Source organism: Rhizobium sp. IY2, assembly GCF_047532935.1.
Classification (GTDB): Bacteria; Pseudomonadota; Alphaproteobacteria; order Rhizobiales; family Rhizobiaceae; genus Rhizobium; species Rhizobium anhuiense.
The window spans coordinates 1,665,216-1,689,203 of record NZ_JBLKNU010000001.1 but is presented as its reverse complement, the minus strand read 5'-3'; the positions used below and the strand labels follow the sequence as shown (position 1 = coordinate 1,689,203).

The 23,988-nt window shown below is 61.7% G+C and carries 22 protein-coding genes and 1 pseudogene; 7 read left to right on the top strand and 16 right to left on the bottom strand.

Features of this window, described 5'->3' with window-relative positions; translation table 11 throughout:
- Positions 1–120: 120 nt before the first annotated feature.
- On the bottom strand, positions 121–447 hold the full coding sequence (locus ACMUVN_RS08350) for a hypothetical protein (RefSeq protein ID WP_028757671.1): 327 nt from the start codon (positions 445–447) through the stop codon (positions 121–123).
- A gap of 213 nt (positions 448–660) precedes the next feature.
- On the opposite strand from ACMUVN_RS08350, the gene ACMUVN_RS08345 reads away from it, so the two are divergent.
- Positions 661–978 (top strand): hypothetical protein, encoded by a 318-nt coding sequence (locus ACMUVN_RS08345; RefSeq protein WP_168332910.1) that lies wholly within the window; start codon positions 661–663, stop codon positions 976–978.
- Positions 979–1,036: 58 nt separating this feature from the next.
- On the opposite strand, the gene ACMUVN_RS08340 is transcribed toward ACMUVN_RS08345, so the two are convergent.
- Positions 1,037–1,522, bottom strand: coding sequence for an Lrp/AsnC family transcriptional regulator (locus tag ACMUVN_RS08340; protein ID WP_028757669.1), 486 nt, complete (start codon positions 1,520–1,522; stop codon positions 1,037–1,039).
- A 135-nt stretch (positions 1,523–1,657) separates the two neighbouring features.
- Between ACMUVN_RS08340 and ACMUVN_RS08335 the strand changes: the two genes are divergently transcribed.
- The gene (locus tag ACMUVN_RS08335; RefSeq protein ID WP_028757668.1) at positions 1,658–2,077 is read left to right on the top strand and encodes a DUF2000 domain-containing protein; all 420 of its coding nucleotides are present in this window, start codon (positions 1,658–1,660) and stop codon (positions 2,075–2,077) included.
- 119 nt (positions 2,078–2,196) lie between these two features.
- Positions 2,197–2,874 carry an HAD family hydrolase gene (locus ACMUVN_RS08330; protein ID WP_047614706.1) on the top strand — a complete coding sequence of 226 codons (678 nt, stop codon included), beginning with the start codon at positions 2,197–2,199 and terminating at the stop codon, positions 2,872–2,874.
- A gap of 36 nt (positions 2,875–2,910) precedes the next feature.
- Here ACMUVN_RS08330 and ACMUVN_RS08325 read toward each other — a convergent pair whose 3' ends face one another.
- The 6 genes from ACMUVN_RS08325 to ACMUVN_RS08300 form a co-directional block, all read right to left on the bottom strand.
- The gene (locus ACMUVN_RS08325) at positions 2,911–5,568 is read right to left on the bottom strand and encodes a nitrate reductase (RefSeq protein ID WP_168332909.1); all 2,658 of its coding nucleotides are present in this window, start codon (positions 5,566–5,568) and stop codon (positions 2,911–2,913) included.
- Complete coding sequence (gene nirD, locus ACMUVN_RS08320; protein WP_047614709.1) at positions 5,569–5,919, bottom strand: nitrite reductase small subunit NirD; 351 nt, start codon at positions 5,917–5,919, stop codon at positions 5,569–5,571.
- Between the two features lie 4 nt (positions 5,920–5,923).
- Entirely contained in the window at positions 5,924–8,374 is a 2,451-nt protein-coding gene (gene nirB, locus ACMUVN_RS08315; protein ID WP_047614711.1) for a nitrite reductase large subunit NirB, read from the bottom strand.
- A gap of 17 nt (positions 8,375–8,391) precedes the next feature.
- Entirely contained in the window at positions 8,392–9,633 is a 1,242-nt protein-coding gene (locus ACMUVN_RS08310) for an MFS transporter (RefSeq protein ID WP_047614713.1), read from the bottom strand.
- Positions 9,634–10,121: 488 nt separating this feature from the next.
- Positions 10,122–11,402 (bottom strand): CmpA/NrtA family ABC transporter substrate-binding protein, encoded by a 1,281-nt coding sequence (locus ACMUVN_RS08305; protein ID WP_174824492.1) that lies wholly within the window; start codon positions 11,400–11,402, stop codon positions 10,122–10,124.
- 34 nt (positions 11,403–11,436) lie between these two features.
- Positions 11,437–12,024 (bottom strand): ANTAR domain-containing response regulator, encoded by a 588-nt coding sequence (locus ACMUVN_RS08300; RefSeq protein WP_047614717.1) that lies wholly within the window; start codon positions 12,022–12,024, stop codon positions 11,437–11,439.
- Positions 12,025–12,172: 148 nt separating this feature from the next.
- Between ACMUVN_RS08300 and ACMUVN_RS08295 the strand changes: the two are divergent.
- Both ACMUVN_RS08295 and ACMUVN_RS08290 read left to right on the top strand, forming a co-directional pair.
- Positions 12,173–12,390 (top strand): annotated as a pseudogene (locus ACMUVN_RS08295) (TRAP transporter substrate-binding protein); the annotation flags it as partial.
- Between the two features lie 295 nt (positions 12,391–12,685).
- Positions 12,686–13,345 (top strand): peroxiredoxin, encoded by a 660-nt coding sequence (locus ACMUVN_RS08290; RefSeq protein WP_017964008.1) that lies wholly within the window; start codon positions 12,686–12,688, stop codon positions 13,343–13,345.
- 93 nt (positions 13,346–13,438) lie between these two features.
- Here the strand turns inward: ACMUVN_RS08290 and ACMUVN_RS08285 are convergent, their stop codons facing one another.
- Both ACMUVN_RS08285 and ACMUVN_RS08280 read right to left on the bottom strand, forming a co-directional pair.
- Positions 13,439–14,209 (bottom strand): gamma-glutamyl-gamma-aminobutyrate hydrolase family protein, encoded by a 771-nt coding sequence (locus tag ACMUVN_RS08285; protein WP_047614721.1) that lies wholly within the window; start codon positions 14,207–14,209, stop codon positions 13,439–13,441.
- Between the two features lie 160 nt (positions 14,210–14,369).
- Positions 14,370–15,092, bottom strand: coding sequence for a glutathione binding-like protein (locus ACMUVN_RS08280; protein WP_047615359.1), 723 nt, complete (start codon positions 15,090–15,092; stop codon positions 14,370–14,372).
- 171 nt (positions 15,093–15,263) lie between these two features.
- Here ACMUVN_RS08280 and ACMUVN_RS08275 point away from each other — a divergent pair, with 171 nt between their 5' ends.
- Together ACMUVN_RS08275 and ACMUVN_RS08270 are read left to right on the top strand one after the other, a co-directional pair.
- On the top strand, positions 15,264–16,247 hold the full coding sequence (locus ACMUVN_RS08275) for a lytic transglycosylase domain-containing protein (RefSeq protein ID WP_174824493.1): 984 nt from the start codon (positions 15,264–15,266) through the stop codon (positions 16,245–16,247).
- A gap of 96 nt (positions 16,248–16,343) precedes the next feature.
- Entirely contained in the window at positions 16,344–17,297 is a 954-nt protein-coding gene (locus tag ACMUVN_RS08270; protein WP_168332908.1) for an NAD-dependent epimerase/dehydratase family protein, read from the top strand.
- A 20-nt stretch (positions 17,298–17,317) separates the two neighbouring features.
- On the opposite strand, the gene ACMUVN_RS08265 is transcribed toward ACMUVN_RS08270, so the two are convergent.
- The 6 genes from ACMUVN_RS08265 to ACMUVN_RS08240 form a co-directional block, all read right to left on the bottom strand.
- A complete protein-coding gene (locus ACMUVN_RS08265; RefSeq protein ID WP_097594633.1) occupies positions 17,318–18,583 on the bottom strand; it encodes a glycerate kinase in 1,266 nt (421 codons plus the stop codon).
- 127 nt (positions 18,584–18,710) lie between these two features.
- Positions 18,711–20,108, bottom strand: a complete 1,398-nt coding sequence (locus ACMUVN_RS08260) for a dipeptidase (RefSeq protein WP_097631427.1) — start codon at positions 20,106–20,108, stop codon at positions 18,711–18,713.
- A gap of 17 nt (positions 20,109–20,125) precedes the next feature.
- Positions 20,126–21,184 carry an ABC transporter ATP-binding protein gene (locus ACMUVN_RS08255; protein WP_097631426.1) on the bottom strand — a complete coding sequence of 353 codons (1,059 nt, stop codon included), beginning with the start codon at positions 21,182–21,184 and terminating at the stop codon, positions 20,126–20,128.
- 7 nt (positions 21,185–21,191) lie between these two features.
- The gene (locus ACMUVN_RS08250) at positions 21,192–21,983 is read right to left on the bottom strand and encodes an ABC transporter permease (protein ID WP_047614729.1); all 792 of its coding nucleotides are present in this window, start codon (positions 21,981–21,983) and stop codon (positions 21,192–21,194) included.
- Positions 21,980–22,804 carry an ABC transporter permease gene (locus ACMUVN_RS08245; protein ID WP_097631425.1) on the bottom strand — a complete coding sequence of 275 codons (825 nt, stop codon included), beginning with the start codon at positions 22,802–22,804 and terminating at the stop codon, positions 21,980–21,982. The genes ACMUVN_RS08250 and ACMUVN_RS08245 overlap by 4 nt, the downstream gene beginning before the upstream one ends.
- A gap of 120 nt (positions 22,805–22,924) precedes the next feature.
- Positions 22,925–23,965 (bottom strand): ABC transporter substrate-binding protein, encoded by a 1,041-nt coding sequence (locus tag ACMUVN_RS08240; protein ID WP_047614733.1) that lies wholly within the window; start codon positions 23,963–23,965, stop codon positions 22,925–22,927.
- Positions 23,966–23,988: the final 23 nt, after the last annotated feature.

Below are 23,988 nucleotides of genomic sequence, written 5' to 3'. Positions count from 1 at the left end.
TCAAAAGTTTCATCCGAAAGAAAAGCTTTCATGGCTGTCATGAAAAAGGCCGGTGTGAACCGGCCTTTTTCAAGCATGGCGCACGTTTGTGCGACATGCTCAGAGCGGGGGACTGTCCGCTCAGTTGTCGTATTCGCGGCAGGCTTCGCTGATCGATGCACCGCTCTGGCCGCCGCGCGTGTCGACGCCGGACATCTGTTGCGGCATTCCGGGGCATTCCATCGTCTGCGGCCGCCCGATGCTCTGGGTCGTCATCGGATCGACCGGCGAGACGGGGACCGGGCGTATGCCATTGTCATCGTTGGTGTAATCGGACGAATAGGTACCCGAGCTCGGATCGGTCGAGCCGCCATTCGTCGGCCCGATCGGATCCGGGTTCGACTGGGCAAAGGCCGACGATGCCATGCCGATCGCGAGTAACGAAGCGGCGATAAGGGATCTAGACATGGAATATCCTCCTTGGATTTTCATCTTGGATGACCCTGATGAAACTGCCAGGCTGAATCATTGTTCCGAAATTTGCCGAAAACCTGCATTCAAGCCGCACGGCGTAGCCGACATGGTTATGCGTAAACCTTAACGGGCGATGTCGCTGGATCGGTGCCAGCGCATGCCCTACTTGCATGCGGAGATACTAAAAAACCGTGGCATGAGGCCGCTATGTTCATCTCCTTTCGCGAAGCCGCAGATCTCGGTCTCCAGATCGCACTTGCACTCACCTTGTCGGTGAGCGGCATGGCGGTCGCCTCTTACGCCGTCAGGAATGACAAGACTAAAATTTCCGCGATCAACGTCAGCCGTCCCTCGCTCTGGACCGCCGTTCCGGTGCGCGTCGACTTGACCACACAGACCTACCTGCGTGCCGACGCTCCAGCCGGACTGGAACTGGCCGGCGCCGCGGATGATCTTTGCCGCGATCCGATCGGCCTCCGGCTCTCCTGCGACCTGATCACCACGACCGCCAGCACAGCCTTTTAGGCGAAGCCTCTCCGCAGCCTCCAGCCCGCAGACATAGGCAGCGAGGCAGGCGATGACTTCAGCGCGAACGGCTGGCGGCCGCCGTCTGAACGGGCAGGATCGTCGATGCCTTGATGTCCTTCAGCACAAACATCGTATGCATCTCCTTGATGCCGGGCAGGCGGCGGATCACCGTCATGGCGAATTCGGCATAGCTGTCGAGATCCGCCGCGACCACCTGCAAAAGGAAATCGGCCTCGCCGGCGACGGAATAACAGGCGACCACCGCTTCCAGTGCGCCGACCTCGCGTTCGAACCGTTCGGCCTCGTCATGGGAATGCGTGTCGATCTGGACGCGGACGAAAGCGAGGACGCCGAGGCCGACGGCGCGGCGATCGACAACAGCCTGATAGCCGCGGATGACGCCGGCCTCTTCAAGCCTTTTCACCCTGCGCCAACAAGGCGAGGTCGACATCCCCACGCGTTCGGCAAGCTCCTGGTTCGTCAGCCGCCCCTCGCTTTGCAGCGCCTTCAATATGCGGATATCTCCCGGCTCGAATTCCATGATCGGTATGTCCTTTCGAATTTTTTCGTTGCCGGGAAAATCCTACCTGATTTGGATGTGAGACGTCAGGAATAGGCAGGATATTTCTCTGCCTTTCGATAGGGTGAGGACGTCGAACCGAGAAGGAGCGGACGAATGATGGTTGAGGACTGGCGTGTCGCCGTGATCGTCGAGCCGGGGCTGCCGGCCGGCGAACTCGCCAATACGGTTGCGGTGCTGTCGATCGGCCTCGGTGCCGCGGCACCCGCACTTGCCGGGGCACGGCTGAGCGATCATGCCGGTCGGGCATTTCATGTCAGTGCCAATAAGCCGGTTCCGGTGCTGCAGGCGGCAGCGGCCGATCTGAGATCGCTCTTGCTGAAGGCACTGCCGGCGCCCGAAGGGGCGCTGGTGGTGCCGTTCCCGCGTTTTGCTCGAGCGCTGCACGTCTATGCCGATTATGAGGCTTCGATGCCCGAACGCGACCTCTCTTCGGAGGTCATCGACGGCGTCGGGCTCGCCGGCCCGACGAAATGGATCCGCTCGCTGACGGGCTCGCTAAAGCTGCTTCGTTGATCCGAGTGGCCGGGCGTGTGGATAGGCTCGTCTCGCGAAAGCTTGCAAAAGGCCATGATTTGCCGTTTGATCGAGCGATACGACGACCATCCGACACTCTTCCTTAAAAGGATCCGCCTTTGTCCCTGCCGATGCCCCGCGGCTTCGAGAAGCCTTATGCCGCCTTCCTGTTCGATATGGACGGCACCATCCTCAATTCGATCCGTGCGGCCGAGCGTGCATGGAGTGACTGGGCAAGGCGCCACGGGCTCGATGTCGCAACCTTTTTGCCGAAGATGCACGGATCGCGCGGCATCGACACGATCACCCGGCTGAACCTGCCCGGCGTCGATCCCGAACATGAATCCAGGCTGGTGACCGAGGCCGAGATCGCCGATGTCAGCGATGTCGTTGCCATCCCGGGTGCTGCGGCATTTTTGAGTTCACTGCCGCCGGATCGCTGGGCGATCGTCACCTCCTCGCCTCTGCGCCTTGCCCACAGGCGGCTGGAGGCGGCGGGGCTGCCGCTGCCGAAATTCATGGTGACGGCGGAGGACGTGAAGGTCGGAAAACCCGATCCGCAATGTTACATTCTCGGCGCCGAACGCCTCGGCGTCGGCACGCGGGACTGCCTGGTATTCGAGGATGTCGCAGCCGGCATCACCGCCGGCGAAGCGGCGGGCGCCGATGTCATGGTCGTCACCGCAACCCATCACGACAAGATGGAAACGCCCCATCCGACGCTCTCATCCTATGACGAGATCGCGGTTCGCATCTCTGCCGAGCGTAAGATGCTGATCGTCCCCGCCACGGCCTGACATCAGTCCGGCCGCGTTACAGCATCCTTTGCGCTTTCACTCCGCGGCTGCGGCAAGACAGCGATCGATGATCCTGCCGATTTCGCTGCGGCAGGAGCCGCAATTGGTTCCGGCGCTCGTTTCCTTGCCGACCGCCTCGACGCTGTGGCATCCGCCGCGCACGGCGGCAGCGATCTGATTGACTCCGACGCTGAAGCAGGAGCAGACGGTGGCGCCCGGATCCGGCCTGCCGGCTCCGGGACGGCCAGCGACTAGCGCAAAGCGCTTCCTGAGGTCGCCATGCGAGGCAGTAAGCTGCGAGATCGCCCAATTGCGCGCGACGGCGACCGGCTCGCGGGCGAGAAACAGCGCGGCAAGCAGGACCTCGCCATCGAAAAAGGCAAGCCTGAGGTCGCCGGATTGCCGGTCGGCATAACCCAGTGGTTCGACCTCGGCCGGAATGGCGAAAACCGCCCGGCACCAGGCTGTCCAGTCTTCGACAGCTTCACCGAAGGCAAGTTCCAGCCGCCAGCCGCCGGAGGCTTTCGCCAGCGCCCAATAGGCCGCGTTGGGCGTGGCCGGTTTTGTAGCAGAGACGGCGAAGCCATAATGGGTGGCGCGGAAGGGCCGGATGGCGACAGCAACATTCTTCGACGCCGGCTGACCGGAAACGGGATCGGTGATCGGCGCGACCACGGCATCGATCCGCGCTTTCGCGGCGAACTGATCGTTCCAGTGCATCGGCGCAAAGACGCCGCTGCGAGCCTGACGATCGGTCACCAGCGCCCGGACGATCGCCTTGCCATGGGGGCTTTCGATCTCGACCAGACCGGCGCTTGATATACCGGTCTCGATCGCGTCACGCGGATGGATCTCGGCAAAGGGTTCGGCGATGTGGGCGGAAAGGCGTGCGCTCTTTCCGGTTCGCGTCATCGTGTGCCACTGGTCGCGGATGCGCCCGGTATTCAGCGTGAAGGGGAAATCGGCACTGGTGCGATCCGTGGCCGGCGGTTTGACCGCGACAAAACGTGCCTTGCCATCCGGATGGAAGAATCCACCCTCGGCGAAGAAGCGGGTGACGCCGGGTGCGGTCCCTGCCGGCTGCGGCCACTGGAAGGGCGACAGCTCGTCATAGGCGTCGCCGCTGATATCGGCGCGCGCGCCGATGTCGAAATCGCGGCTGCCGTTATTTTCGAAGGCGGAAAGCGCGGCGTGCTCCGCAAAGATTGCGTCCGGCGCATCAAAATCGAAGGCGGCGGCAAATCCCATGCGGCGCCCGACCTCGGCAAGCTGCCACCAGTCGGCTCTTGCATCGCCGGGGAGCCCTAGAAACGGCCGCTGCCGGGAAATGCGCCGTTCGGAATTGGTGACGGTCCCGTCCTTCTCGCCCCAGCCGAGCGAGGGCAAAAGCACGTCTGCGTGCCGGGTCGTATCCGTCTCTTTGAGGATGTCCGACACGACGACGAAGGGACAGGCGGCGATCGCGCTTTCGACGCTATCGGCATCCGGCATCGAGACGACGGGATTGGTGGCCATGATCCAGAGCGCCTTGATGCGTCCGTCGGCCACGGCGCGGAACATGTCGACCGCCTTCAGGCCGGGTTTTGCGGCGATGACGGGCGAATTCCAGAAGCGCTGCACGCGGTCCCGGTCTTCGGCATGCTCGATCGCCATATGGGCGGCAAGCATATTGGCAAGGCCGCCGACCTCGCGCCCGCCCATGGCGTTCGGCTGGCCGGTCAGCGAGAACGGTCCCATGCCGGGACGGCCGATGCGACCGGTCGCCAGGTGGCAGTTGAGGATGGCATTGACCTTGTCGGTGCCGGAGGCGGATTGATTGACGCCCTGGCTGTAGCAGGTGACGACTTTCGACGTCGTCTCGAACAGGCGGAAGAACTCCCTGATCTGCATGGCCGGCAGGCCGGTGCGTTCCAGGAGTTCGTTGATATCAAGTGCTGCGGCCGCCGCAAAAGCCTCGCCGAAACCTTCCGTATGGGCGCCGATATAGTTCTGATCGATGGCCGGGCTTGTCGCGAGATGGGCAAGCAGTCCCATGAACAGCGCGACGTCGCCGTCGGGGCGGATCGCCAGGTGCAGGTCGGCGATATCGCATGTCATCGTCCGGCGCGGATCGATGACGACGATTCGCATGTTGGGCCGCGCCGTCTTGGCGGCGGCAAGCCGCTGGTAGATGACGGGATGACACCAGGCAAGGTTGGAGCCGGTCAGGATCACCAGATCGGCGAGTTCGATATCCTCATAGGTTCCGGGCACCGTGTCGGCGCCGAAGGCGCGGCGATGCCCCGCCACGGAGGAGGACATGCAGAGCCTCGAATTGGTATCGATATTGGCCGAGCCGATGAAGCCCTTCATCAGCTTGTTGGCGACGTAGTAATCCTCGGTCAGCAACTGGCCCGAGACGTAGAAGGCGACAGCGTCAGGCCCGTGTTCGGCGATCGTTTCAGAAAAACGCCGGGCGACCAGGTCAAGTGCTTCGTCCCAACCGCTCGGTTCGCCTGCGATTTCGGGATAGAGAATCCGGCCGTCGAGATCGATGGTTTCGGCAAGGGCGGACCCCTTCGAGCAAAGCCGGCCGAAATTCGACGGATGCTCGGGATCTCCCTTGACGCTGACGGTTCCGGCCTCATCGACCGTGGCGAGGACGCCGCAGCCGACGCCGCAATAGGGACAGGTGGTCTTGACCTCAGCCGCCATCTATTCCGCCGCCATCATCAGGCTTTCGAGCGCGATGAAGAGGGCGCCGTCCTCATTGCGGACCGGGATGGTCCGCACCTGGCCCTCGTCGGCGCCGAGCGCCTTGCCGGTTTCGAGGGAGATCACCCAGTTGTGCAACGGGCAGGTGACCGCCTTGGCATGCACGATGCCCTGGGAGAGCGGGCCGCCCTTGTGCGGGCAGTGGTCTTCGATGGCGAAGACCTCGTTTTCAGCCGTGCGGAAGACGGCGATCTTGCCCTGCGGTGTTTTCACGCAGCGCGCGCCGCGTAAGGGGATGTCGGAGATGTCACCGATTGGATGCCAGTTTTCATTGGGCCAGTTCATGTCCATCTCCTTACTCGGCTGCCTGCGGATAGCCGATCGTCGCCATCGGCTTGAACTCGTGCTTGTCCTTGCCGGAAACACGCTCCGACCAGGGATCGACCTGGGCAAATTTCTGGCTGAAGACGAAGCGGTCGTAATAGGCCTGGCGCTTTTCGGCATCGCCCATGATCTGGCGGCGGATTTCCTCCAGGCCGATGCGCTTGGCCCACTTGTAGATGCGCTCGAGATAGCGGGCCTGCTCGCGGTACATCTGCGTCAGCGCCACGATATGCTCCAGCGCCTCGTCCTCGGTCCGGACAAGCCCAAGAACCTCCGTGCCCTTGATGTCGAGACCGGCCGCACCGGCGAAATGGATTTCGAAACCGGAATCCACGCAGATCACGCCGATGTCCTTACAGGTTGCTTCCGCGCAGTTACGCGGGCAGCCGGAGACGGCCATCTTCAGCTTGGCCGGCGTCCAGGAGCCCCACATGAATTTCTCGATGCGAATGCCGAGACCGGTGGAGTCCTGCGTACCGAAGCGGCACCAGTCCGAGCCGACGCAGGTCTTCACGGTACGCAGACCCTTGGCATAGGCCTGGCCGGAGACGAAGCCGGCCTTGCCGAGATCGGCCCAGACGGCGGGCAGGTCTTCCTTCTCGATGCCGAGCAGGTCGATGCGCTGGCCGCCGGTCACCTTGACCATCGGGATCTCGAATTTGTCGACGACATCGGCGATGGCGCGCAGCTCGTTCGAATTGGTGACGCCGCCCCACATGCGCGGAACGACGGAGTAGGTGCCGTCCTTCTGGATATTGGCATGCACGCGCTCATTGATGAAACGCGACTGGTAGTCGTCGGCATATTCGTCCGGCCAGTCGCAGACGAGGTAATAGTTGAGCGCCGGCCGACATTTGGCGCAGCCGCAGGAAGTCTTCCATTCCAGCTCCTGCATGACGGCAGGTATGCTCTTCAGGCCCTTGGCCTTGATCAGACGGCGGACATCGTCATGGCCGAGTTCGGTACAGGTGCACATCGGCTGGACGGCGGCCGGATTGTAGCTGTCTCCGAGCGTCAGTGCCATGAGTTGCTCGACGAGGCCGGTACAGGAGCCGCACGAGGCGGATGCCTTCGTGTGGGCACGGACGTCGTCGAGCGACGTCAGCCCCTTGCCTGAAATCGTCGAAGTGATTTTGCCCTTGCATACGCCGTTGCAGCCACAGATCTCCGCGTCATCCGGCAAGGCTGCAACGGCCGCCATAGGGTCCAGCGGCGACCCTCCCTGATAGGCCTGTCCGAAGATCAGCGTCTCGCGCATCTCCGAAATATCGGTGGCCTTCTTCTTCAGATCGTTGAACCATGCCCCGTCGGCGGTCTCGCCGTAAAGCACAGTGCCGATGATCTTGTTGTCCTTCAGCACCAGGCGCTTGTAGACGCCGGCGCTGGCATCGCGCAGCACGATCTCCTCGCGGTCGTCGCCGTCGGCGAAGTCACCGAGTGAATAAAGCTCGATGCCGGTGACCTTGAGCTTGGTCGGCGTATCGGCGTGAACGAAGGCGGGCGAGCGATCGCCAGAGAGATGCGCGGCAGCGATTCGGGCCATTTCATAGAGCGGCGCAACGAGGCCATAGACCATGCCGCCCACTTCGGCGCATTCGCCGAGCGCGAGAATATCGCCATCCGAGGTCTGCATGCCGGAATCGACGACGATGCCGCGGTTGACCGCAATGCCGGCGTCCTTCGCAAGGCCGACACTGGGACGAATGCCGACGGCCATCACAACAAGCGTAGCTGGGATGATGCGGCCGTCGTCAAGCTCGATGCCTTCGACCTTGCCGTTGCCGATGATCGCCTTGGTATTGGCCTTGCAGATGACCTTGATGCCGCGCTCCTCGACCGCCTTCTGCAAGAGATACCCGGCGGCGGGATCGAGCTGGCGCTCCATCAGCGTCGGCATGACGTGCAGCACGGTGACGTCCATGCCGCGCTGGGCAAGACCGGCGGCTGCTTCCAGGCCAAGCAGGCCGCCGCCGATCACGACAGCCTTTTCGCGCGACTGGGCGGCAAGCAGCATGGCCTGCACGTCGTCGAGATCGCGATAGGTGATGACGCCGGGCAGATCCTTGCCGGGAACGGGGATGATGAAGGGCACGGAACCGGTTGCGATCACCAGCTTGTCGTAGCTTTCGGTGACGCCGTGGTCGGAGGTGACGGTCTTGGCGACCCGATCGATATTGACGATCTTGTGGCCCTTGTAGAGCATGATGCCGTGCTTGATATACCAGCCGTCACCGTGAATGATGATCTGCTCGTAGTCCTTTTCGCCGGAGAGAACCGGCGACAGCATGATGCGGTCGTAGTTGACGCGCGGCTCGGCATTGAAGATCGTAACTTCATAGCGTCCGGGTGCCTGTTCGAAGAGGTGCTCCAGCATGCGCCCGGGCGCCATGCCATTGCCGATGATGACGAGTTTTTCGGTCATATTTCCAAGTCCTTAGATCAGGTTGCAGCCACGGGCGCCGAGTGCCCTTGGCGCGACAGTTGCTTGACGGACAGGTGCATCCAGATGAGTGAGGTGACGACGATCGCAAAGAGCAGCAGGAAACAGCTGGACCAGAGGCCGGTCATGTCCTTGAGGAGTCCGAAGGCGATCGGAAGGATGAAGCCGCCAAGGCCGCCCATCATCCCGACGACGCCGCCGACTGCGCCGACGTTTTCCGGATAGTAGGCCGGAATGTGCTTGTAGACGGCGGCCTTGCCGAGGCTCATGAAGAAGCCGAGCACGAAGATCACCACGATGAAGATGACCGGCGTGATGGTCGCAGCCGGTAGCGACAGGATGAGGGTGGCGACCGCCGACACGGCAAACATCGTATACATGACGCTGCGCGCGCCCTTCTTGTCCGACAGCACGCCGCCGAAGGCGCGGAAGATGCTGCCGGGAATGGAATAGGCGGCCGCGATCATGCCGGCAGTTTCGAGGTTGAAGCCGTAGACGCCGACGAGGTAGCGCGGCAGCCACAGCGACAGGGCGACGAAGCCGCCGAAGGCGAAGAAATAGTAGAGCGAGAAGCGCCAGACCTGAACGTTCTGCAGCGGCGCGAATTCCTGGGCAAAACTCTTGGACGCGACGTTGCGCTCGCGGCGGAGACGGTAGGCCGGATCATCGGTCGTGGTGAACCAGAAGACGATGGCCATCAGCGCCAGACAGACGGCCCAGATCTCGGCAACCGCCTGCCAGCCCCAGGCGAGCAGTACGAAGGGAGCGGCGAATTTGGTCACGGCTGCGCCGACATTGCCGGCGCCGAAGATGCCGAGCGCGGTTCCCTGCTTCTCCGCCGGAAAGAAAGGCGAGACATAGGCGACACCGACCGCAAACGAGCCGCCGGCAAGGCCGACACCGAGGCCGGCGATCAGCATTTGCGTATAAGTCTGGGCATAGGAGAGCAGGAAGGTCGCCAATGCGGCGGCCAGCATGGTGAGCGTGTAAACGAGACGGCCGCCGTAACGCCCCGTCCAGATGCCGAGGACGATGCGCACGAGCGAACCGGTCAGCACCGGAGTGCCGACCAGCAGGCCGAACTCGGCCTCGTTCAGCCCGAGATCCTGCTTGATGCGAATGCCGATGATCGCGAAGATCGTCCAGACGGCAAAACAGAGGGTGAAGGCGACCGTGGAAATCCACAATGCTTTGGCTGGTTCGCCGGCGGACATGGGTGGCACTTTCTCGATGACAGACATAACTTCTCCGGGGCCCGACAAGGTCGTGCCGATCCATCGCTGAGGGTTAAAACAAAAAGCCGCTGGTCAGGACGCGCATACACGAGGTGCGCGAAATATCCTGATCAGCGGCTTTGCTGGTGGCGCCCGCCGTTGGACGCCGAATTCTTGGGCCTTCCGGCCGGTTACCCGGAGACAATCGACATGATCGCCCAGGTATTTGATTTCAAATCACCGAGATCTGCTTCTTCCATTTGAAGAGGATCTCCGTGTCTTCCGTGAACGCCTGCTGGCGCTCTTTCTGCGCAGATCGCCTTTGACCGGTGCGGTAATATCCTTGCAAGCTGCGTGCCAGTTTATCGCTTTTTGTGTAATGTATTGATTTATTTACATTTCTCGAAATCGGCCGTTTGCTTGTTTTTCGAGCTGTCGACAGTTGTGCTAATCTTTTGTGCGCTTGCCATGTGGGGCGCAGATCCTTGCTGGCGTTTTGGGCAGGCGGGCGTGAATTAGATTTCGTCGCCGGTAACGAAGGGCAGGGCGCTTTTGACGGCAAAGCCTGCGACATAATCAGGCAGCCTCGCCGGGTCGAAGACATGGCCGTCCATGAAACGGTCGCCCTCGTCGCCGCCTTCGATGCGGATATCGGCATCATCGGGTGCGTTGCCGTCGCCGAGTGCTGTCCGATAGAGATCCGGGCGGTAGGCGGACGCGGCAGCCCTTGCCATGTTGAGGCTGGCCTCGGCCTGCCCCCAGCGGATCATCTGGCTGTATATCCACAGCGCCTGGCTTGGCCGAGGATAATTGGCGAATCCGGAATGGAACATGAAATAATCGGCGATGATGCGCCGGTTGCCCTTTGCGTCGAGGCTGAATTCGCCGGCGAGCACGCGGCGGATGATCTCGACGGGGGCAGCGATATAGCGGGGGTCGGCAAGAGCGGCCGCCAGCGCATCGTGATTGTCCGGCTGGTCGCACCAGCGGGCTGCCGCATCGAGCGCCACGATCAGCCTGGAAACGGTTTCCGGATGGGTTTCCGCCCAATCCGGCCGCATGCCGATCACCTTTTCCGGGGCGGACGGCCAGATATCCTGCTTGGCGGCGACGATGCGGCCGACGCCGCGCTCCGAAGCGACCATATTCCACGGCGCGCCGACGCAGAAACCGTCGATCGCACCGGCGGCCAGCGCATCCGAAGTCATCGGCGGCGGCACCACGACGAGCTTGACGTCCTTATCGGGATCGATGCCGCCGGCGGCCAGCCAGTAGCGGAATTCGTAATTATGCGAGGAGAAGGGATAGGTGACCCCGAAGGTCGGCAGCGGTTCGCCGCGCACCTTCATCGCCGCCAGTGTTTTTGCCAGGGCGCGGGCATTGTCGAGCGCGCCTGCCGTTTCCGGCAGTCCCGCGTCATTGCGCATCCTGTCGAAGAGCCGCGTCGACAGGGTGATCGCATTGCCGCCGCGCCCCAGCGAAAACGGTGTGATCGTCGGTGAGGGATTGGAGCCGAGGCCGAGCATGGAGGCGACGGGCATTGGCGACAGCATGTGGGCGATATCGAACTGGCGGAATGCCAGACGGTCACGCACATTCGCCCAGGAGACATCCTTGACGAGATCGAGCGTCAGGCCTTCCTTCTGCGCGAAACCGAATTCCGCCGCTGCAATCAGCACTGACGCATCGACGAGCGGAATGAAACCGGCCCTGAGCACTTTCGGTCCTTCGGCATTCAGGCGCATGGGCGAGGGCAACTCGCCGCCTGATTTGGCGGTCTTCGTCATCATATCCACTCCGGTTTCCTCCGGAAATTCATCAGGTCGGCCATTACATCAACAGCCCCGCGGCGGTGACGACGCTCTGGGCGATTTCCGACATCTTCTTCTTTTCGTTCATCGCCGTCTGGCGCAGCAGCGCGAAGGCCTCTTCCTCCGACAGGCCGCGCATCTTCATCAATATGCCCTTGGCGCGCTCGATGAGCTTGCGTTCTTCCAGCGCTGAGCGGGCATCGGCAAGCTCGCGCCGCAGCCGGCTGAAGGCGTTGAAGCGGCTGACGGCCATGTCGAGGATCGGCTTGACGCGTTCCTTCTTCAGGCCATCGACGATATAGGCCGAGACGCCGGCATCGACGGCGGCCTCGATCGAGGCGGTGTCGGAGCGATCGACGAACATGGCGATCGGACGGCTGACCGTGCGCGTCAGCTGGAAGAGATGCTCCATCATGTCGCGATTGGGATTTTCGATATCGATGATGATCACGTCGGGCATCAGCGTTTCGATGATTCGCGCAATGCCGTTGACCTCATGGACCACGGTGACGTGCGCATGCCCTGCCTCGCGCAGCCCCTCTTCGATGATGGAGGCGCGAATGGCATTTTCGTCGATCACCAGAATTGTCAGATCGCGATGCGTCATTGCTATATTTATGACGCGCTGCAGCAATTTTGGCAAGGTGTCGCCTGAAAACTGTGCAAAAATAGATATGCGCAAAAAATAATCAAATTGCCGCATTTTCGGGCGAGAACATTCCGTCGGCCAGCAGCGCATGACCGCACTGCATGGCGCGGTGTTCCAGCAGGCCTTCAGCGAAGGAGCCGTCTATTTCAACCAGCTGATCGTCGATGGTGAAGCCAAATCCGTCGAGACGGCGCTTGGCCATGGCGGAAGCTCCTGAAGCCGGAAGCCTTCGACGAATGGCAGAAGGGCGCCCAGGGCGTATGGGACGATTTCGCGCCTGTTGTCGGCGGCATCGACAGGATCAAATCCATCCAGGCCGCCTGAAGCAAGGGGCAAGGCAGTTGTGCCTGCCGCTTTTGACGGGACCGATGGAAAACCATCGGTCTCTTTGTCGCGCGCACATGCCGGAAAAATAATGCCGGAGCAGGCCGGAAATCGAAAGAGCATGCCTTCGGTAATCGTGGTATATGACTTACTTAAAATCCTGGAATGGGAAGTCTTTTACCTTCGGCCGGTGCGATCCTGTTGACCGCAATCTCGCGACCGCTCCCGGCGGACGGATCCCATGGCCTCGATTTGAGAAGAACAACATTGAACACAAGGCTTTGGAGGGCCGACCATGAGCTTACGCATCAACGATATTGCCCCCGATTTTACCGCCGACACCACCCAGGGACCGATCAGCTTCCATGATTGGATCGGCAATGGCTGGGCCGTCCTGTTCTCGCATCCGAAGAATTTCACGCCTGTCTGCACCACCGAGCTCGGCGCCATGGCCGGCTTGGCGGGGGAGTTTTCCAAGCGTGGTGCCAAGATCATCGGCATCTCCGTCGATCCTGTGGAAAGCCATGCCAAGTGGAAGAACGACATCAAGACCGCCACCGGTTTCGACGTCGAATATCCCCTGATCGGTGACAAGGACCTCAAGGTCGCCAAGCTCTATGACATGCTGCCGGCCGGCGCCGGCGAGAGCTCGGAAGGCCGCACGCCTGCCGACAATGCGACGGTGCGTTCGGTTTTCATCATCGGTCCCGACAAGAAGATCAAACTGATCCTGACCTATCCGATGACGACGGGCCGCAATTTCAATGAGATCCTGCGCGCCATCGATTCCATCCAGCTGACGGCCAAGCACCAGGTGGCGACGCCGGCGAACTGGAACCAGGGTGAGGACGTCATCATCACCGCTGCGGTTTCCAACGAAGACGCGATCACGCGTTTCGGTTCCTTCGATACGGTTCTGCCCTATCTCAGGAAGACCAAGCAGCCGACCGCCTGATCGCTGCTTCCCAACTGCTACAAAGCCGCCGCGAAAGCAGTTTCGCGGCGGCTTTTGATGCGGAAGGCGGTGATGATCGCCGCAGTTATCGGATTATGCAGTGGCTTTTCGTGCCCGAACCGCATCGCCGAATGCCTGAAACAGCGCACGGTTCACGGGGTTGGTCTGCGGATCGTATTCGGCATGCCATTGCACGCCGAGCGCAAATCCCGGCGCGTCCTTGAACCGTATCGCCTCGATCGTCCCGTCCTCGGCAATGCCTTCGGCAACGACCCTGTCGCCAAGCTCGAGAATGCCCTGTCCATGCAGGGAATTCACCCGGATCGTCTCCCGGCCGAGGATGCGTGCAAACATCCCATCCTGTATAAGTTGAACGTCGTGCCGATCGCCGAAAACGATGGCGAGGTCGGGATGGATCTCGCCGGTTTCCAGGCGCGGCATGCGGTGGTTCATGCGTCCGGGCAATTCCCGGATTTCGGGATGCAGCGAGCCGCCCGCCGCGACGTTCATTTCCTGAAAACCGCGGCATATGCCGAAAATAGGAACGCCGCGCGCTACGCAGGCTTCGATCAATGGCAGCGCCAGCCCGTCACGATCCTCGTCATAAGGTTCATGCTTGGGATCCGGCACCGTGTTGAAACGGCTGGGATGGACATTGGCTCTGGCGCCCGTCAGCAGAATGCCGTCGACGACAGCCAGCAGATCGGCGATATCGGCCAGTTTGGGATTGCCGGCAAACATCAGCGGCAAGGCTTCTGCGACATCGGCCACGGCCCGCAGATTGTTTTCTCCGACATGCTGAGCCGGAAATCGGCTTTCGACGATGCGGGCATTCCCGATGATGCCGATTACAGGTCTTGTCATTGCCGGTTACACCCCCAAGTCACACCCAAGTCGCAACGCCAGCTGCTGTCCAAGCCCCCTGGCTCCCCGGCAGGTGATTTAAAGCGCCTGGAAACCGGGACCGGCCGGTGCTGGCTGCCGGCTCGGTTGTGGCTATGGTTATCTCCAGCCGGGCCGAAGCTCAATCCGGAACGGGAAGGGCGCGCTGGTTGTAGAGGATCTTGCGGATGCGCGACTGTTCCTCTTCGGAGAGCTTGCTGTTGTCGGTGCCAAGGTCGGCGCCGACCGCAAGGCCGCGCTGGACGCCGGGCCGTGCGCCGACCTCCTCGAACCATCGCTTGAAATGCTTGAATTCGTCGATGTCCTGGCCCTGCGCCTGCCAGTTGACGGTCCAGGGATAGCTGATGATGTCGGCGATGGTGAATTCGTCGCCGGCGAGATAACGCCGGTCACGAAGCCGCATGTTGAGAACACCGTAGAGGCGGTTGGCTTCGTCGGTGAAACGCCGCACCGCATAGGACTGATCGCCCTCGCGATCGCCGAGACGGCGGAAGTGACCGGCTTCGCCGAGTTTCGGTCCCTGGTTGGCCATCTGCCAGATCACCCATTGCGTCACGTCGTATTTGCCGCGCAGATCCTGCGGCCAGAATCTTCCGGTCTTTTCGGCGAGGTAGAAGAGGATTGCACCGGATTCGAAGACGCTGAGCGGCCCGCCGCCGTCGGCAGGCGTGTGGTCGACGATAGCAGGCATGCGGTGATTGGGATTGAGCCTGAGATAATCGGGTTTGAACTGGTCGCCCCGGCCGATATTGACCGGCACCAGCCGGTAGGGCGTGCCGGTTTCCTCCAGGAAGATCGAAACCTTCTTGCCGTTCGGCGTCGGCCAGTAGTGGAGATCAATCATCTGCGCGTCCTCGTTCGCTCGGGATTTCCTGGCGATCAGGATGACGCTGCGACCTTGGCAGGTCGAATATATCTGTTCCAAAATTGATGGCGAAATTAGAAACCTGGTGCAGAGATGGAAATGGGGGAAGCTTCCTACCCGTATCGATGGTATTGAGAATTCCGCGTCGCGATGGAAGTTCGAACCCGCCGAGATCCGATGATAGGCCGGAAATGTCAGTCCGACATGGGGAGGAGATCGGCGAAGGCCATGCTTTCGCTTTGCCTTCTGTTTTCCCACGTGGATGCGGTCACGGCTCAGCCGGAAGGAAGCGCGGGACCGCCGGCCTGTCTCTATTCAGGTCCTTCAGCGTCGGGATCGGGTGAAGCGCTCTGCATCCGTAAGGACAGTTTCAATCGTGACCTTTGCGTCGCGATCGAGCATTTCGCCAGCGCCAATCAATTGCCGCCGGATTATTTCGCCCGTCTCATCTGGCGCGAGAGCACCTTTCGCCCCGATGCCGTCAGCTTCAAAGGAGCGCAGGGGATTGCGCAGTTCATGCCCGGAACGGCGAAACTGCGCGGTCTTGAAGACAGCTACCAGGTGTTGGAAGCCCTGCGGAAATCGGCGCAGTATCTCGACGAACTGCGCAATCGCTTCGGCAATCTCGGCCTTGCCGCTGCCGCCTATAATGCCGGCGAAAACGGCCTAGCATCTTACCTTACGTCAGGAAGATTACCCTACGAAACGCGCAGCTATGTCACGGCGATCACTGCCCATACGGTCGAGGAATGGAAGGATAACCCACCGCAAGATGCGGCCGCCCCGCTCGACAAGGACAAGTCCTTCATCGATGGTTGCGTGGCGCTCGCGGAGAGACGGACGTTGAAGGACACGCCCTGGCGTCAGGAGGGCGAATGGGCCCCCTGGGGCGTCCAGCTTGCGGCGAATGCGAATGTCGCGGTGGCCCGACGCATGTTTCTCGATGCCGTGCAGGATCTGCCTGCGCCCCTGAATGCCGAGCAGCCGCTGATCCTGCGCCAGCGCGATCGCAGCTTCGGTTTTCGCCCGCGCTACGCTGCCCGCATCGGTCGGCAGACGCGTATGGAAGCCAATGATCTCTGCAACCAGATCCGCAAACACGGCGGCACCTGCCTTGTTTTCAAGAACCGGTAGCGGGCCTGACCAAGCCGCCTGGATCATGAAAAGTCTGCTTGCAGGATCGCCTGAGCGCAGCATATTCGACACGGAAATGCCAAAGGAGGAATGACGATGCGGGTTTTGGTAATCGGGGCAACGGGCCATGTCGGAACCTATCTCGTTCCCCGCCTGGTGGAGGCAGGTCATGACGTCGTCACGATCAGCCGCGGCACGGCGAAGCCTTATACGGAAAACCATGCCTGGGCTTCTGTCGATCAGCGTCAGATGGATCGGGCGGCGATGGAGCGGGTGGGTGATTTCGGCCCGGCCGTCCGTGAAGCGAAAGCCGATATCGTCATCGACATGATCTGCTTCACGCTGGAAAGTGCCGAGCAGCTGGTGACGGCGCTGTCGGGGCATGTCGGCCATTTCCTGCATACCGGCACGATCTGGACGCATGGCCATGCCAGCGCCGTGCCGACGCTGGAAGAGGCGCCGAAATCTCCCTTCGGCGATTACGGCACGCAGAAGGCTGATATCGAAACCTACCTGCTACAGCAGGCAAGGCTTCGCGGATTTCCGGCCACCATCATCCATCCCGGTCATATTGTCGGTCCGGGCTGGGCGCCGCTCAATCCAGCCGGCAATTTCAACCTGCAGGTCTTTTCAACCCTTGCCCGCGGAGAGACCCTGGCGCTGCCCAATTTCGGTCTGGAGACCGTTCATCACGTCCATGCCGATGATGTGGCGGCGATGTTCATGGATGCGATCGCCAACTGGAATGCCTCGATCGGCGAAAGTTTCCACGCGGTCTCTCAGCAGGCGCTGACGCTTCGCGGCTACGCCGAATCCATGTCGCGGTGGTTCGGGCATGAGCCGAAGCTCACCTTCGCGCCGTTCGATGCCTGGGCCAAAGGCCAGACGGCCGAGGATGCGGAGGCGACCTGGGAGCATATCGCCCGCAGCCCGAATTGCTCGATCGCCAAAGCCAGGCGCTTGCTTGGGTTTACCCCGAGATATCAGTCGCTGCAGGCGGTGCAGGAATCGGTCGGCTGGCTGGTCGGGCAGGGGCGGATCAAGACCTGACCCACCATTGCCGCGGGCTGCTAACGGATCAGGATAGCCCTGAAATCATTGACATTGGTTCCGGTCGGGCCGGTTTCAAACAGATCGCCGCTGGCCGCAAAGCCTGAATAGCTGTCATTGCCGTCGAGCAGGCGGCGCGGATCGAGCCCGGCGGCGCGCAGGCGCTTCACCGTGCCGCCATCGGCAAAGGCGCCGGCATTATCCTCCGAGCCGTCGATCCCGTCCGTGTCGGCGGCGAGGACATGGATGCCCTCCTGTCCGTCGATCGCAAGCCCCATGGCGAGCGCGAATTCGCCGTTGCGTCCGCCCTTGCCGCCCTTGGCGCGCAGCGTCACCGTCGTCTCGCCGCCGGAAAGGATGACGACCGGCTTCGAAAACGGCCTGTTCCGGCCCAATACTTCGCGGGCGATCGCTGCATGCACCAGCGCCACGTCGCGCGATTCCCCCTCGATCGCATCCGAAAGGATCGCCGGCTCGATCCCCTGCGATTTTGCCAGTGCCGCAGCGGCCTCCAGCGAAACGCCTGCGGAGGCGATGATGTGGTGCGCGTGCCGTGAGAAGACCGGATCGTCCGGGCGAGGGGCATCGGCCTTCGGCGAGTTCAGATGGTCGAGTGCGGCCTGCGGCAGCTGCAATCCATATTGCCGGATGATCTCGAGCGCATCGTGTCGTGTCGAACCATCCGGCACCGTCGGCCCGGAGGCGACATGGGCCGGGTTGTCGCCGGGAATGTCGGAGACAACAAGACTGACGACCTTCGCTCTGGTCGCTGCCGCAAGCCTTCCGCCCTTGATGGTGGAGAGATGCTTGCGCACGACGTTCATCGCCGAAATCGGCGCGCCCGAGGCAAGCAGCATTTCGTTGAGCGCAATCTCGTCTTCGAGGGTCAGCCCTTCCGGCGGAGCGGGCAGCAGCGCCGAGCCGCCGCCGCAGATCAGCGCGATCACCAGATCGTCTTCCGTCAAGCCGTTCACCGTTTCCATCAACCGCTTTGCCCCGGCGAGCCCCGCGGCATCGGGTACCGGATGGGCGGCCTCGATGATTTCGATGCTGCGCGTCTCACAGCCATAGCCGTAGCGGGTGACCACCAGGCCTTCGATCGCTCCGTCCCAGACGCTTTCGAGGGCACGCGCCATTTGCGCCGCGCCCTTGCCGGCGCCAATTACCACGGTCCTTCCCTTCGGCCTGTCAGGCAGATGCGCTTTGATGCCGGTCAGCGGATCGGCGGCGCGAACCGCCGCGTCGAACAGGCTTTTCAGGAAGTCGCGGGGAGCTGATATCCTCATCGGTGGTCTCTGCTGCTTCGGTGTCGATAGGGATGGGACAGTGCTTTAATTCTCGGCCCCGAAGGTCCGCAAGACATTGGCCGCACCACAGCCTATTGCATAATTCAAACTGTTACAGTGCCGCGCGTCAGTCGGCGAGGGCCGCCAGGATACGAACCCAGGATCGTATGCCTTTGTGGAAGCTGGAGAGATCATATTTTTCGTTCGGGCTGTGGACGCGGTTGTCGAAGCGGGCAAAGCCGACCAGGAGGGCATCGCATCCGAGCCGGCGTTTGAAGTCGCCGACGATGGGGATCGAGCCTCCCGTGCCGGCAAGAGCCGCTTCGCATTGCCATTCTGTCGAAAGCGCCTGAAGCGTCCTGGTGAGAAACGGACTGTCGATCGGCATGACGGTGGCCGGCGAAAGTCCATAATCCCTGAAACTGACCGAACAATCCCTGGGGATACGTGCGCGCACATGCCGCTGGAAGGCATCGCGGATCGCTTGGGGATCCTGTCCTTCCACCAGTCGAAACGAAATCTTGGCGCTTGCCTTCGCCGGAATGACCGTCTTGAAGCCTTCGCCCGTATAGCCGCCGCTCATGCCGTTGATCTCGCAGCTCGGCCGCGCCCAGATCTGTTCGAGGACGGAACGGCCTGCCTCGCCGGCCGGATCTCTCAGGCCGATATCGCCGAGAAAGGCCTCCTCGTCGAAGGGCAGTCTTTTCCACAGCGCCTTGATGGCGTCGGGGAGCTCTTTCACGCCGTCATAGAAACCTTCGACCGCAACGCCGCCATCGGTTCGCCGCAGGCTTGAAACGATGTCTGACAACACCTGCAGCGGATTGCGTGCGGCATTGCCGAACATGCCGGAATGCAGGTCCTGATCGGCGCAGGTGATCTCGATTTCCGTGGTGTAGATACCGCGCAGCATCGTGGTGACGGCAGGCGTTTCACGATCCCACATATCCGTGTCGCAGACGAAAACAGCATCGGCCTTCAACTCGTCCGCCGTGGCATCCAGAAAGGGTGCGAGACTCGGACTGCCGGCCTCTTCTTCGCCTTCGAACAGCATGCTCACCTGCACCGGCAGTTTCCCGGTAACGCTTTTCCAGGCGCGGCAGGCTTCGACGAAGGTCATCAATTGTCCTTTATCGTCGGAGGCGCCGCGCGCCACGATCGCGGTATCGCCGTTCGGCAAGGCTTCCATGCGCGGCTCGAACGGATCGCTGGTCCACAGTGCCAGCGGATCGACCGGCTGGACATCGTAATGGCCGTAAAACAGCAGATGCGGTGCGGATGCCGCCTTTTCATGCGCGACCACTATCGGATGGCCGGTCGTTTTGCGCACCGATGCTTCGAAGCCGATGGCAGCCAGATCCCGGCTCAGCCATTCGGCGGCGGCGCGGCATTGATCGCGATAAGCCGGGTCGGTCGAGACGCTCGGAATGCGGATCAGCTCGAAAAGCCGCGCCAGGCTGTCATCGAGGCTCCGGTCCACATGGGCAAGAACGGCGTCGATATCCTGATTGCTGATACTGGCCATGGTTTCTCCTCAGCGGCTCAATCTTCCGGGTCGAGAATGCAGCACTGCTCGGCAAGCGGTATCAGCACGGCGGACGCCCCTGTTTCCAGCGGGTCGGACAAAGCCCCATTGGCGGTAATCTCTCCCGCCGATGTCGCGCATTTATACTGATAGGCCCGGCCGAGATAGGTGCGGGTGCCGAGCACGGCGGCGATGCCATCGCCGTCACGGCTGACGGCAAGGCCGTCTGCGCGGCAGGCCAGCACGAAGTCGTCCTTGATCGGCCCGAATTCATCCTGAGACAGATGCAGCCGTGCGCCGCCCGTCGCTTCGGCGGTCACGATCGCTCCGTTGCGCGCGGTTACCTTCATCCGGATCAGGTTCTCGAAGCCGACGAACCGGGCGACGAAGGCATTGGCCGGCTGGCGGTACAGCACCTCCGGCGCATCGAGCTGCATGATGCGCCCGGCATTCATGATCGCCACCCTGTCGGAGATCGAGAATGCCTCTTCCTGGTCGTGGGTGACGTAAAGCGATGTCGTGCCGTTGGCGCGCTGGAGCTGCCTGATCTCGACGCGCATGTCGATCCTGAGCTTTGCATCGAGATTGGAAAGCGGCTCGTCGAACATCAGCAGCGGCGGCTCGATGACCAGTGCCCGGGCGAGCGCCACGCGCTGTTTCTGGCCGCCGGAGAGAGCCGAAGGCAGGCGGTCGGCGAAGGCGGAAAGGCCGACGCGCTCCAGCATGGCCATCGTTCTCTTCGTCCGTTCCGGCTGGGGAACACGACGCTGCCTCAGGCCGAAGGCGACATTGTCCTGCACGCTCAGGTGAGGAAAAAGCGCGTAGTTCTGAAAGACCAGACCAATGTCGCGCGCATGCGCAGGAAGGCCGGTGAGGTCGCGTTCGCCGAGCTTGATGCTGCCGCTGGTCGGCTGCAGAAAACCGGCCACCAGGCGCAATGTCGTCGTCTTGCCGCAGCCGCTGGAGCCGAGCAGGGAAACCAGCTCCCCGGCCATGACTGAGATCGACAGGTCCTTGAGAACCTCAGTGCTGCCGTAATGGGCGGAGATGGAATCGATGGTGAGGGATACGGTCAAGAGCGTTCTACTTTGTCAGGAAGGTGAGACCGAGCGTGGCCTCGACGACGGCCATGACGCCGACTGTCACGAACATCAGCAGCACCGATACCGAGGCGATCGTCGGATCGAAGAACTGTTCCATATGCGCAAGGATCTGGATCGGCAGCGTCGAGATGCCAGGACCGGTCAGGAAGACTGACACCGACACGTCGTTGATCGAGGTGATGAAGGCGAGGATGAAGGCGGCAATGACCCCGGCGCGGATATTCGGCAGGACCACGGTCAGGAAGGTTTTCAGCGGCGGGCAACCCAGGCTGATCGCCGCCTCCTCGACGGAAAAATCGAAGGCCGCCAGGCTGGCGCCGACGACCCGCACCGAATAGGGCAGGATCAGCAGCGCATGACCGACCAGCAGGCTGATGAAGATCGGAAGCCCGAGGCCGATCGTGACCGACTTCATCAGCGAGAATCCGAAGACGATCTCCGGCACCAGGATCGGCAGGACGAAAATGGTGGAAAGCCAGCGCGGCAATTCCACCCGGTAGCGGTTGATCGCATAGGCGGCCGGGATGCCGATCAGCAGCGATAGCGCCGTGCCGAGAAAGGCGACCTGCAGGCTGGTCAGCGCCGTCGTGCGGAAGGCCTCGATCTCGAAGATATTGACGAACCAGCGCAATGTCAGGCCCTGCGGCGGGAAGGTCAGATAGGTCGTGTCGCTGAAGGCCGCACCGACGATGATGACCAGCGGTGCGAGCAGGAAGAAGAAAACGCAGGCCGCGAAGGCGGCGAGGATCGGGTGAACGCGCCTGTCCATCACACCGCCATCGGATTGAGCCGGCGTGCAACGCGGCTCATGATGAGGACGACGCCGAGCGTCAGCACCACCATGATGGCGGCGATCGTCGATGCACCCACCCAATCGAAGGTGACCATGGCGCGCTGGTAGAGGAAGGTCCCCATCATCATCTGCTTTTCTCCGCCGAGCAGTTGCGGTGTCGCATAAGAGGTGAAGCTGCCGGTGAACACCAGCACGGCGCCGACGATGAGGCCGGGTGTCGCCAGCGGCAGGATCACCTGAAGGAATGTCATCAGCGGTCTGGCGCCGAGCGAAGCGGATGCATCGATCAGATCGCGCGGGATGCCCTCAAGCACGCCGACGAGCGTCAGGATCATCAGGGGAACGAAGAGATAGACCATGGCGACGATCACCGAGCCTTCGGTATAGAGCATCGAAAGCGGCTCACTGAGCATACCGGTCGAGATCAGCATGGTGTTGAGGATGCCGTTCTTCCCGAGAATAATCAGCCATGCGAAGGATCGGACGACGACACCTGTCAGCAGTGGAAAAACCGCTGCGATGATCATGATACTCTTCGCGCGGCCGGGCATTTGGGCGATCACATAGGCGGTGATGAAACCCACGGTGAGGGAGATCGCGGTGGTGATCAGAGCGATCTCCAGCGTTCGGTAAAGAACCGCCCGGCGAAAGCCGCTGCTGAAGAATGTCACATAGGGCGCAAACACGCCCTTCGGTTCCGCAAACGTCGCCGCGATGGTGATGGCGACGGGAACGATGAGAAGCGCAACGACGGCAATCGTCGCCGGCATCGTCAATCCCCATCTGGCAAAATGCTTCATCTCAAAACTCGTGGCATGTCCTGATATCGGGAGCGCCGCATCTCGGACTCGGATGTGCGGCGCTTCCAGGTCTGACCGAGGCCCGGCAATAAACCGGCCTCGGGCCGGGATACCGGCAGCTTACTGAGCGAAGACTTCGTTCCAGCGGTCGATCCAGTCGGCCTTGGCGGCATTCATCTTGGCATAGTCGATGCGGGTGAGGCTCGCGACCATATCCGCGCCATAGGTCCAGATCTTCGCCTGATCCGGAGTCAGGCTGACCTTGGTCGAGATCGGCGCATCGACGCCTTGTTCGGCTTCAGCTTGCTGGACGTCCTTGGACAGAATGAAGTTGATGAACTGATGCGCCAGTTCGACATTTTCCGAACCCTTCGGGATGTTCACCGTATTCAGCGTGGCGATGTCGCCGTCCTTGAGCTTGGCCCATGTCATCGTCGGAACGGCCGCCTGCATCGATGCCAGGGTAAAGTCCTGGGCCAGCGCAACGCGCACTTCGCCTGTCGATATCAGGTTTACCAGTTCCGAGCCGGTGTTGTAGTTCTTGACGACATTGGGCTTCAGCGCCTCGATTTCCGAGAAGGCCTTGTCGGTGTCCTCATAGGCATCCGCGCCGCCATGCTTGCCGGCTTCCAGAACGACCAGCGGGCCGGCGGTGGTGGTGATGCCGGGCAGGGAGACGGAGCTTTTCAGATCGTCGCGCCACAGGTCGCCCCAGGCAGTGATCGGCGGGTTGACCTTGGCGGAATCATAGACGATGCCGACGCGCCCGATCGTATAGGCGGGGCCGTATTTGCCCTGAGGCGCCTTGCCCAGTTCGTAGATATCCGCAAGGTTGGGGATCTTCGAGGGATCGATCTCCTGGAACAATCCCTGTTCGATGCCGAGCTGCGAGAAGCTGTCGGTGAGGTAGATGACATCGACGCCCTTGCCATCGCGCAGTTTCAGCTTGTTGAGCCGGTCGGCGTTGTTGCCGGTCTCGAACACGATCTCGCAGCCGCAGATCTTCTTGAAGGGCGTGATGATGTTGGCGTTCATCTTCTCGCCGTTATAGCCCCACCAGGAGATGGTCAGCGTCTTCGATTGCGCATGGGCCGCAGCGGTGCCGCCGGCGGCGGCAAGCAGCGCAAGAGACAGGATTCGGGCGAAACGTCTGGCCTTCATGAGCAATATCCTTCTGTGAAAAC

Bases quoted from the DNA above. Each gene is read 5' to 3' on its own strand.
- ACMUVN_RS08350 (WP_028757671.1), bottom strand. From the start codon at position 447: ATGTCTAGATCCCTTATCGCCGCTTCGTTACTCGCGATCGGCATGGCA.
- ACMUVN_RS08345 (WP_168332910.1), top strand. From the start codon at position 661: ATGTTCATCTCCTTTCGCGAAGCCGCAGATCTCGGTCTCCAGATCGCA.
- ACMUVN_RS08340 (WP_028757669.1), bottom strand. From the start codon at position 1,522: ATGGAATTCGAGCCGGGAGATATCCGCATATTGAAGGCGCTGCAAAGC.
- ACMUVN_RS08335 (WP_028757668.1), top strand. From the start codon at position 1,658: ATGATGGTTGAGGACTGGCGTGTCGCCGTGATCGTCGAGCCGGGGCTG.
- ACMUVN_RS08325 (WP_168332909.1), bottom strand. From the start codon at position 5,568: ATGGCGGCTGAGGTCAAGACCACCTGTCCCTATTGCGGCGTCGGCTGC.
- nirD (WP_047614709.1), bottom strand. From the start codon at position 5,919: ATGGACATGAACTGGCCCAATGAAAACTGGCATCCAATCGGTGACATC.
- nirB (WP_047614711.1), bottom strand. From the start codon at position 8,374: ATGACCGAAAAACTCGTCATCATCGGCAATGGCATGGCGCCCGGGCGC.
- ACMUVN_RS08310 (WP_047614713.1), bottom strand. From the start codon at position 9,633: ATGTCTGTCATCGAGAAAGTGCCACCCATGTCCGCCGGCGAACCAGCC.
- ACMUVN_RS08300 (WP_047614717.1), bottom strand. From the start codon at position 12,024: ATGACGCATCGCGATCTGACAATTCTGGTGATCGACGAAAATGCCATT.
- ACMUVN_RS08290 (WP_017964008.1), top strand. From the start codon at position 12,686: ATGAGCTTACGCATCAACGATATTGCCCCCGATTTTACCGCCGACACC.
- ACMUVN_RS08285 (WP_047614721.1), bottom strand. From the start codon at position 14,209: ATGACAAGACCTGTAATCGGCATCATCGGGAATGCCCGCATCGTCGAA.
- ACMUVN_RS08280 (WP_047615359.1), bottom strand. From the start codon at position 15,092: ATGATTGATCTCCACTACTGGCCGACGCCGAACGGCAAGAAGGTTTCG.
- ACMUVN_RS08275 (WP_174824493.1), top strand. From the start codon at position 15,264: ATGGAAGTTCGAACCCGCCGAGATCCGATGATAGGCCGGAAATGTCAG.
- ACMUVN_RS08270 (WP_168332908.1), top strand. From the start codon at position 16,344: ATGCGGGTTTTGGTAATCGGGGCAACGGGCCATGTCGGAACCTATCTC.
- ACMUVN_RS08265 (WP_097594633.1), bottom strand. From the start codon at position 18,583: ATGAGGATATCAGCTCCCCGCGACTTCCTGAAAAGCCTGTTCGACGCG.
- ACMUVN_RS08260 (WP_097631427.1), bottom strand. From the start codon at position 20,108: ATGGCCAGTATCAGCAATCAGGATATCGACGCCGTTCTTGCCCATGTG.
- ACMUVN_RS08245 (WP_097631425.1), bottom strand. From the start codon at position 22,804: ATGAAGCATTTTGCCAGATGGGGATTGACGATGCCGGCGACGATTGCC.
- ACMUVN_RS08240 (WP_047614733.1), bottom strand. From the start codon at position 23,965: ATGAAGGCCAGACGTTTCGCCCGAATCCTGTCTCTTGCGCTGCTTGCC.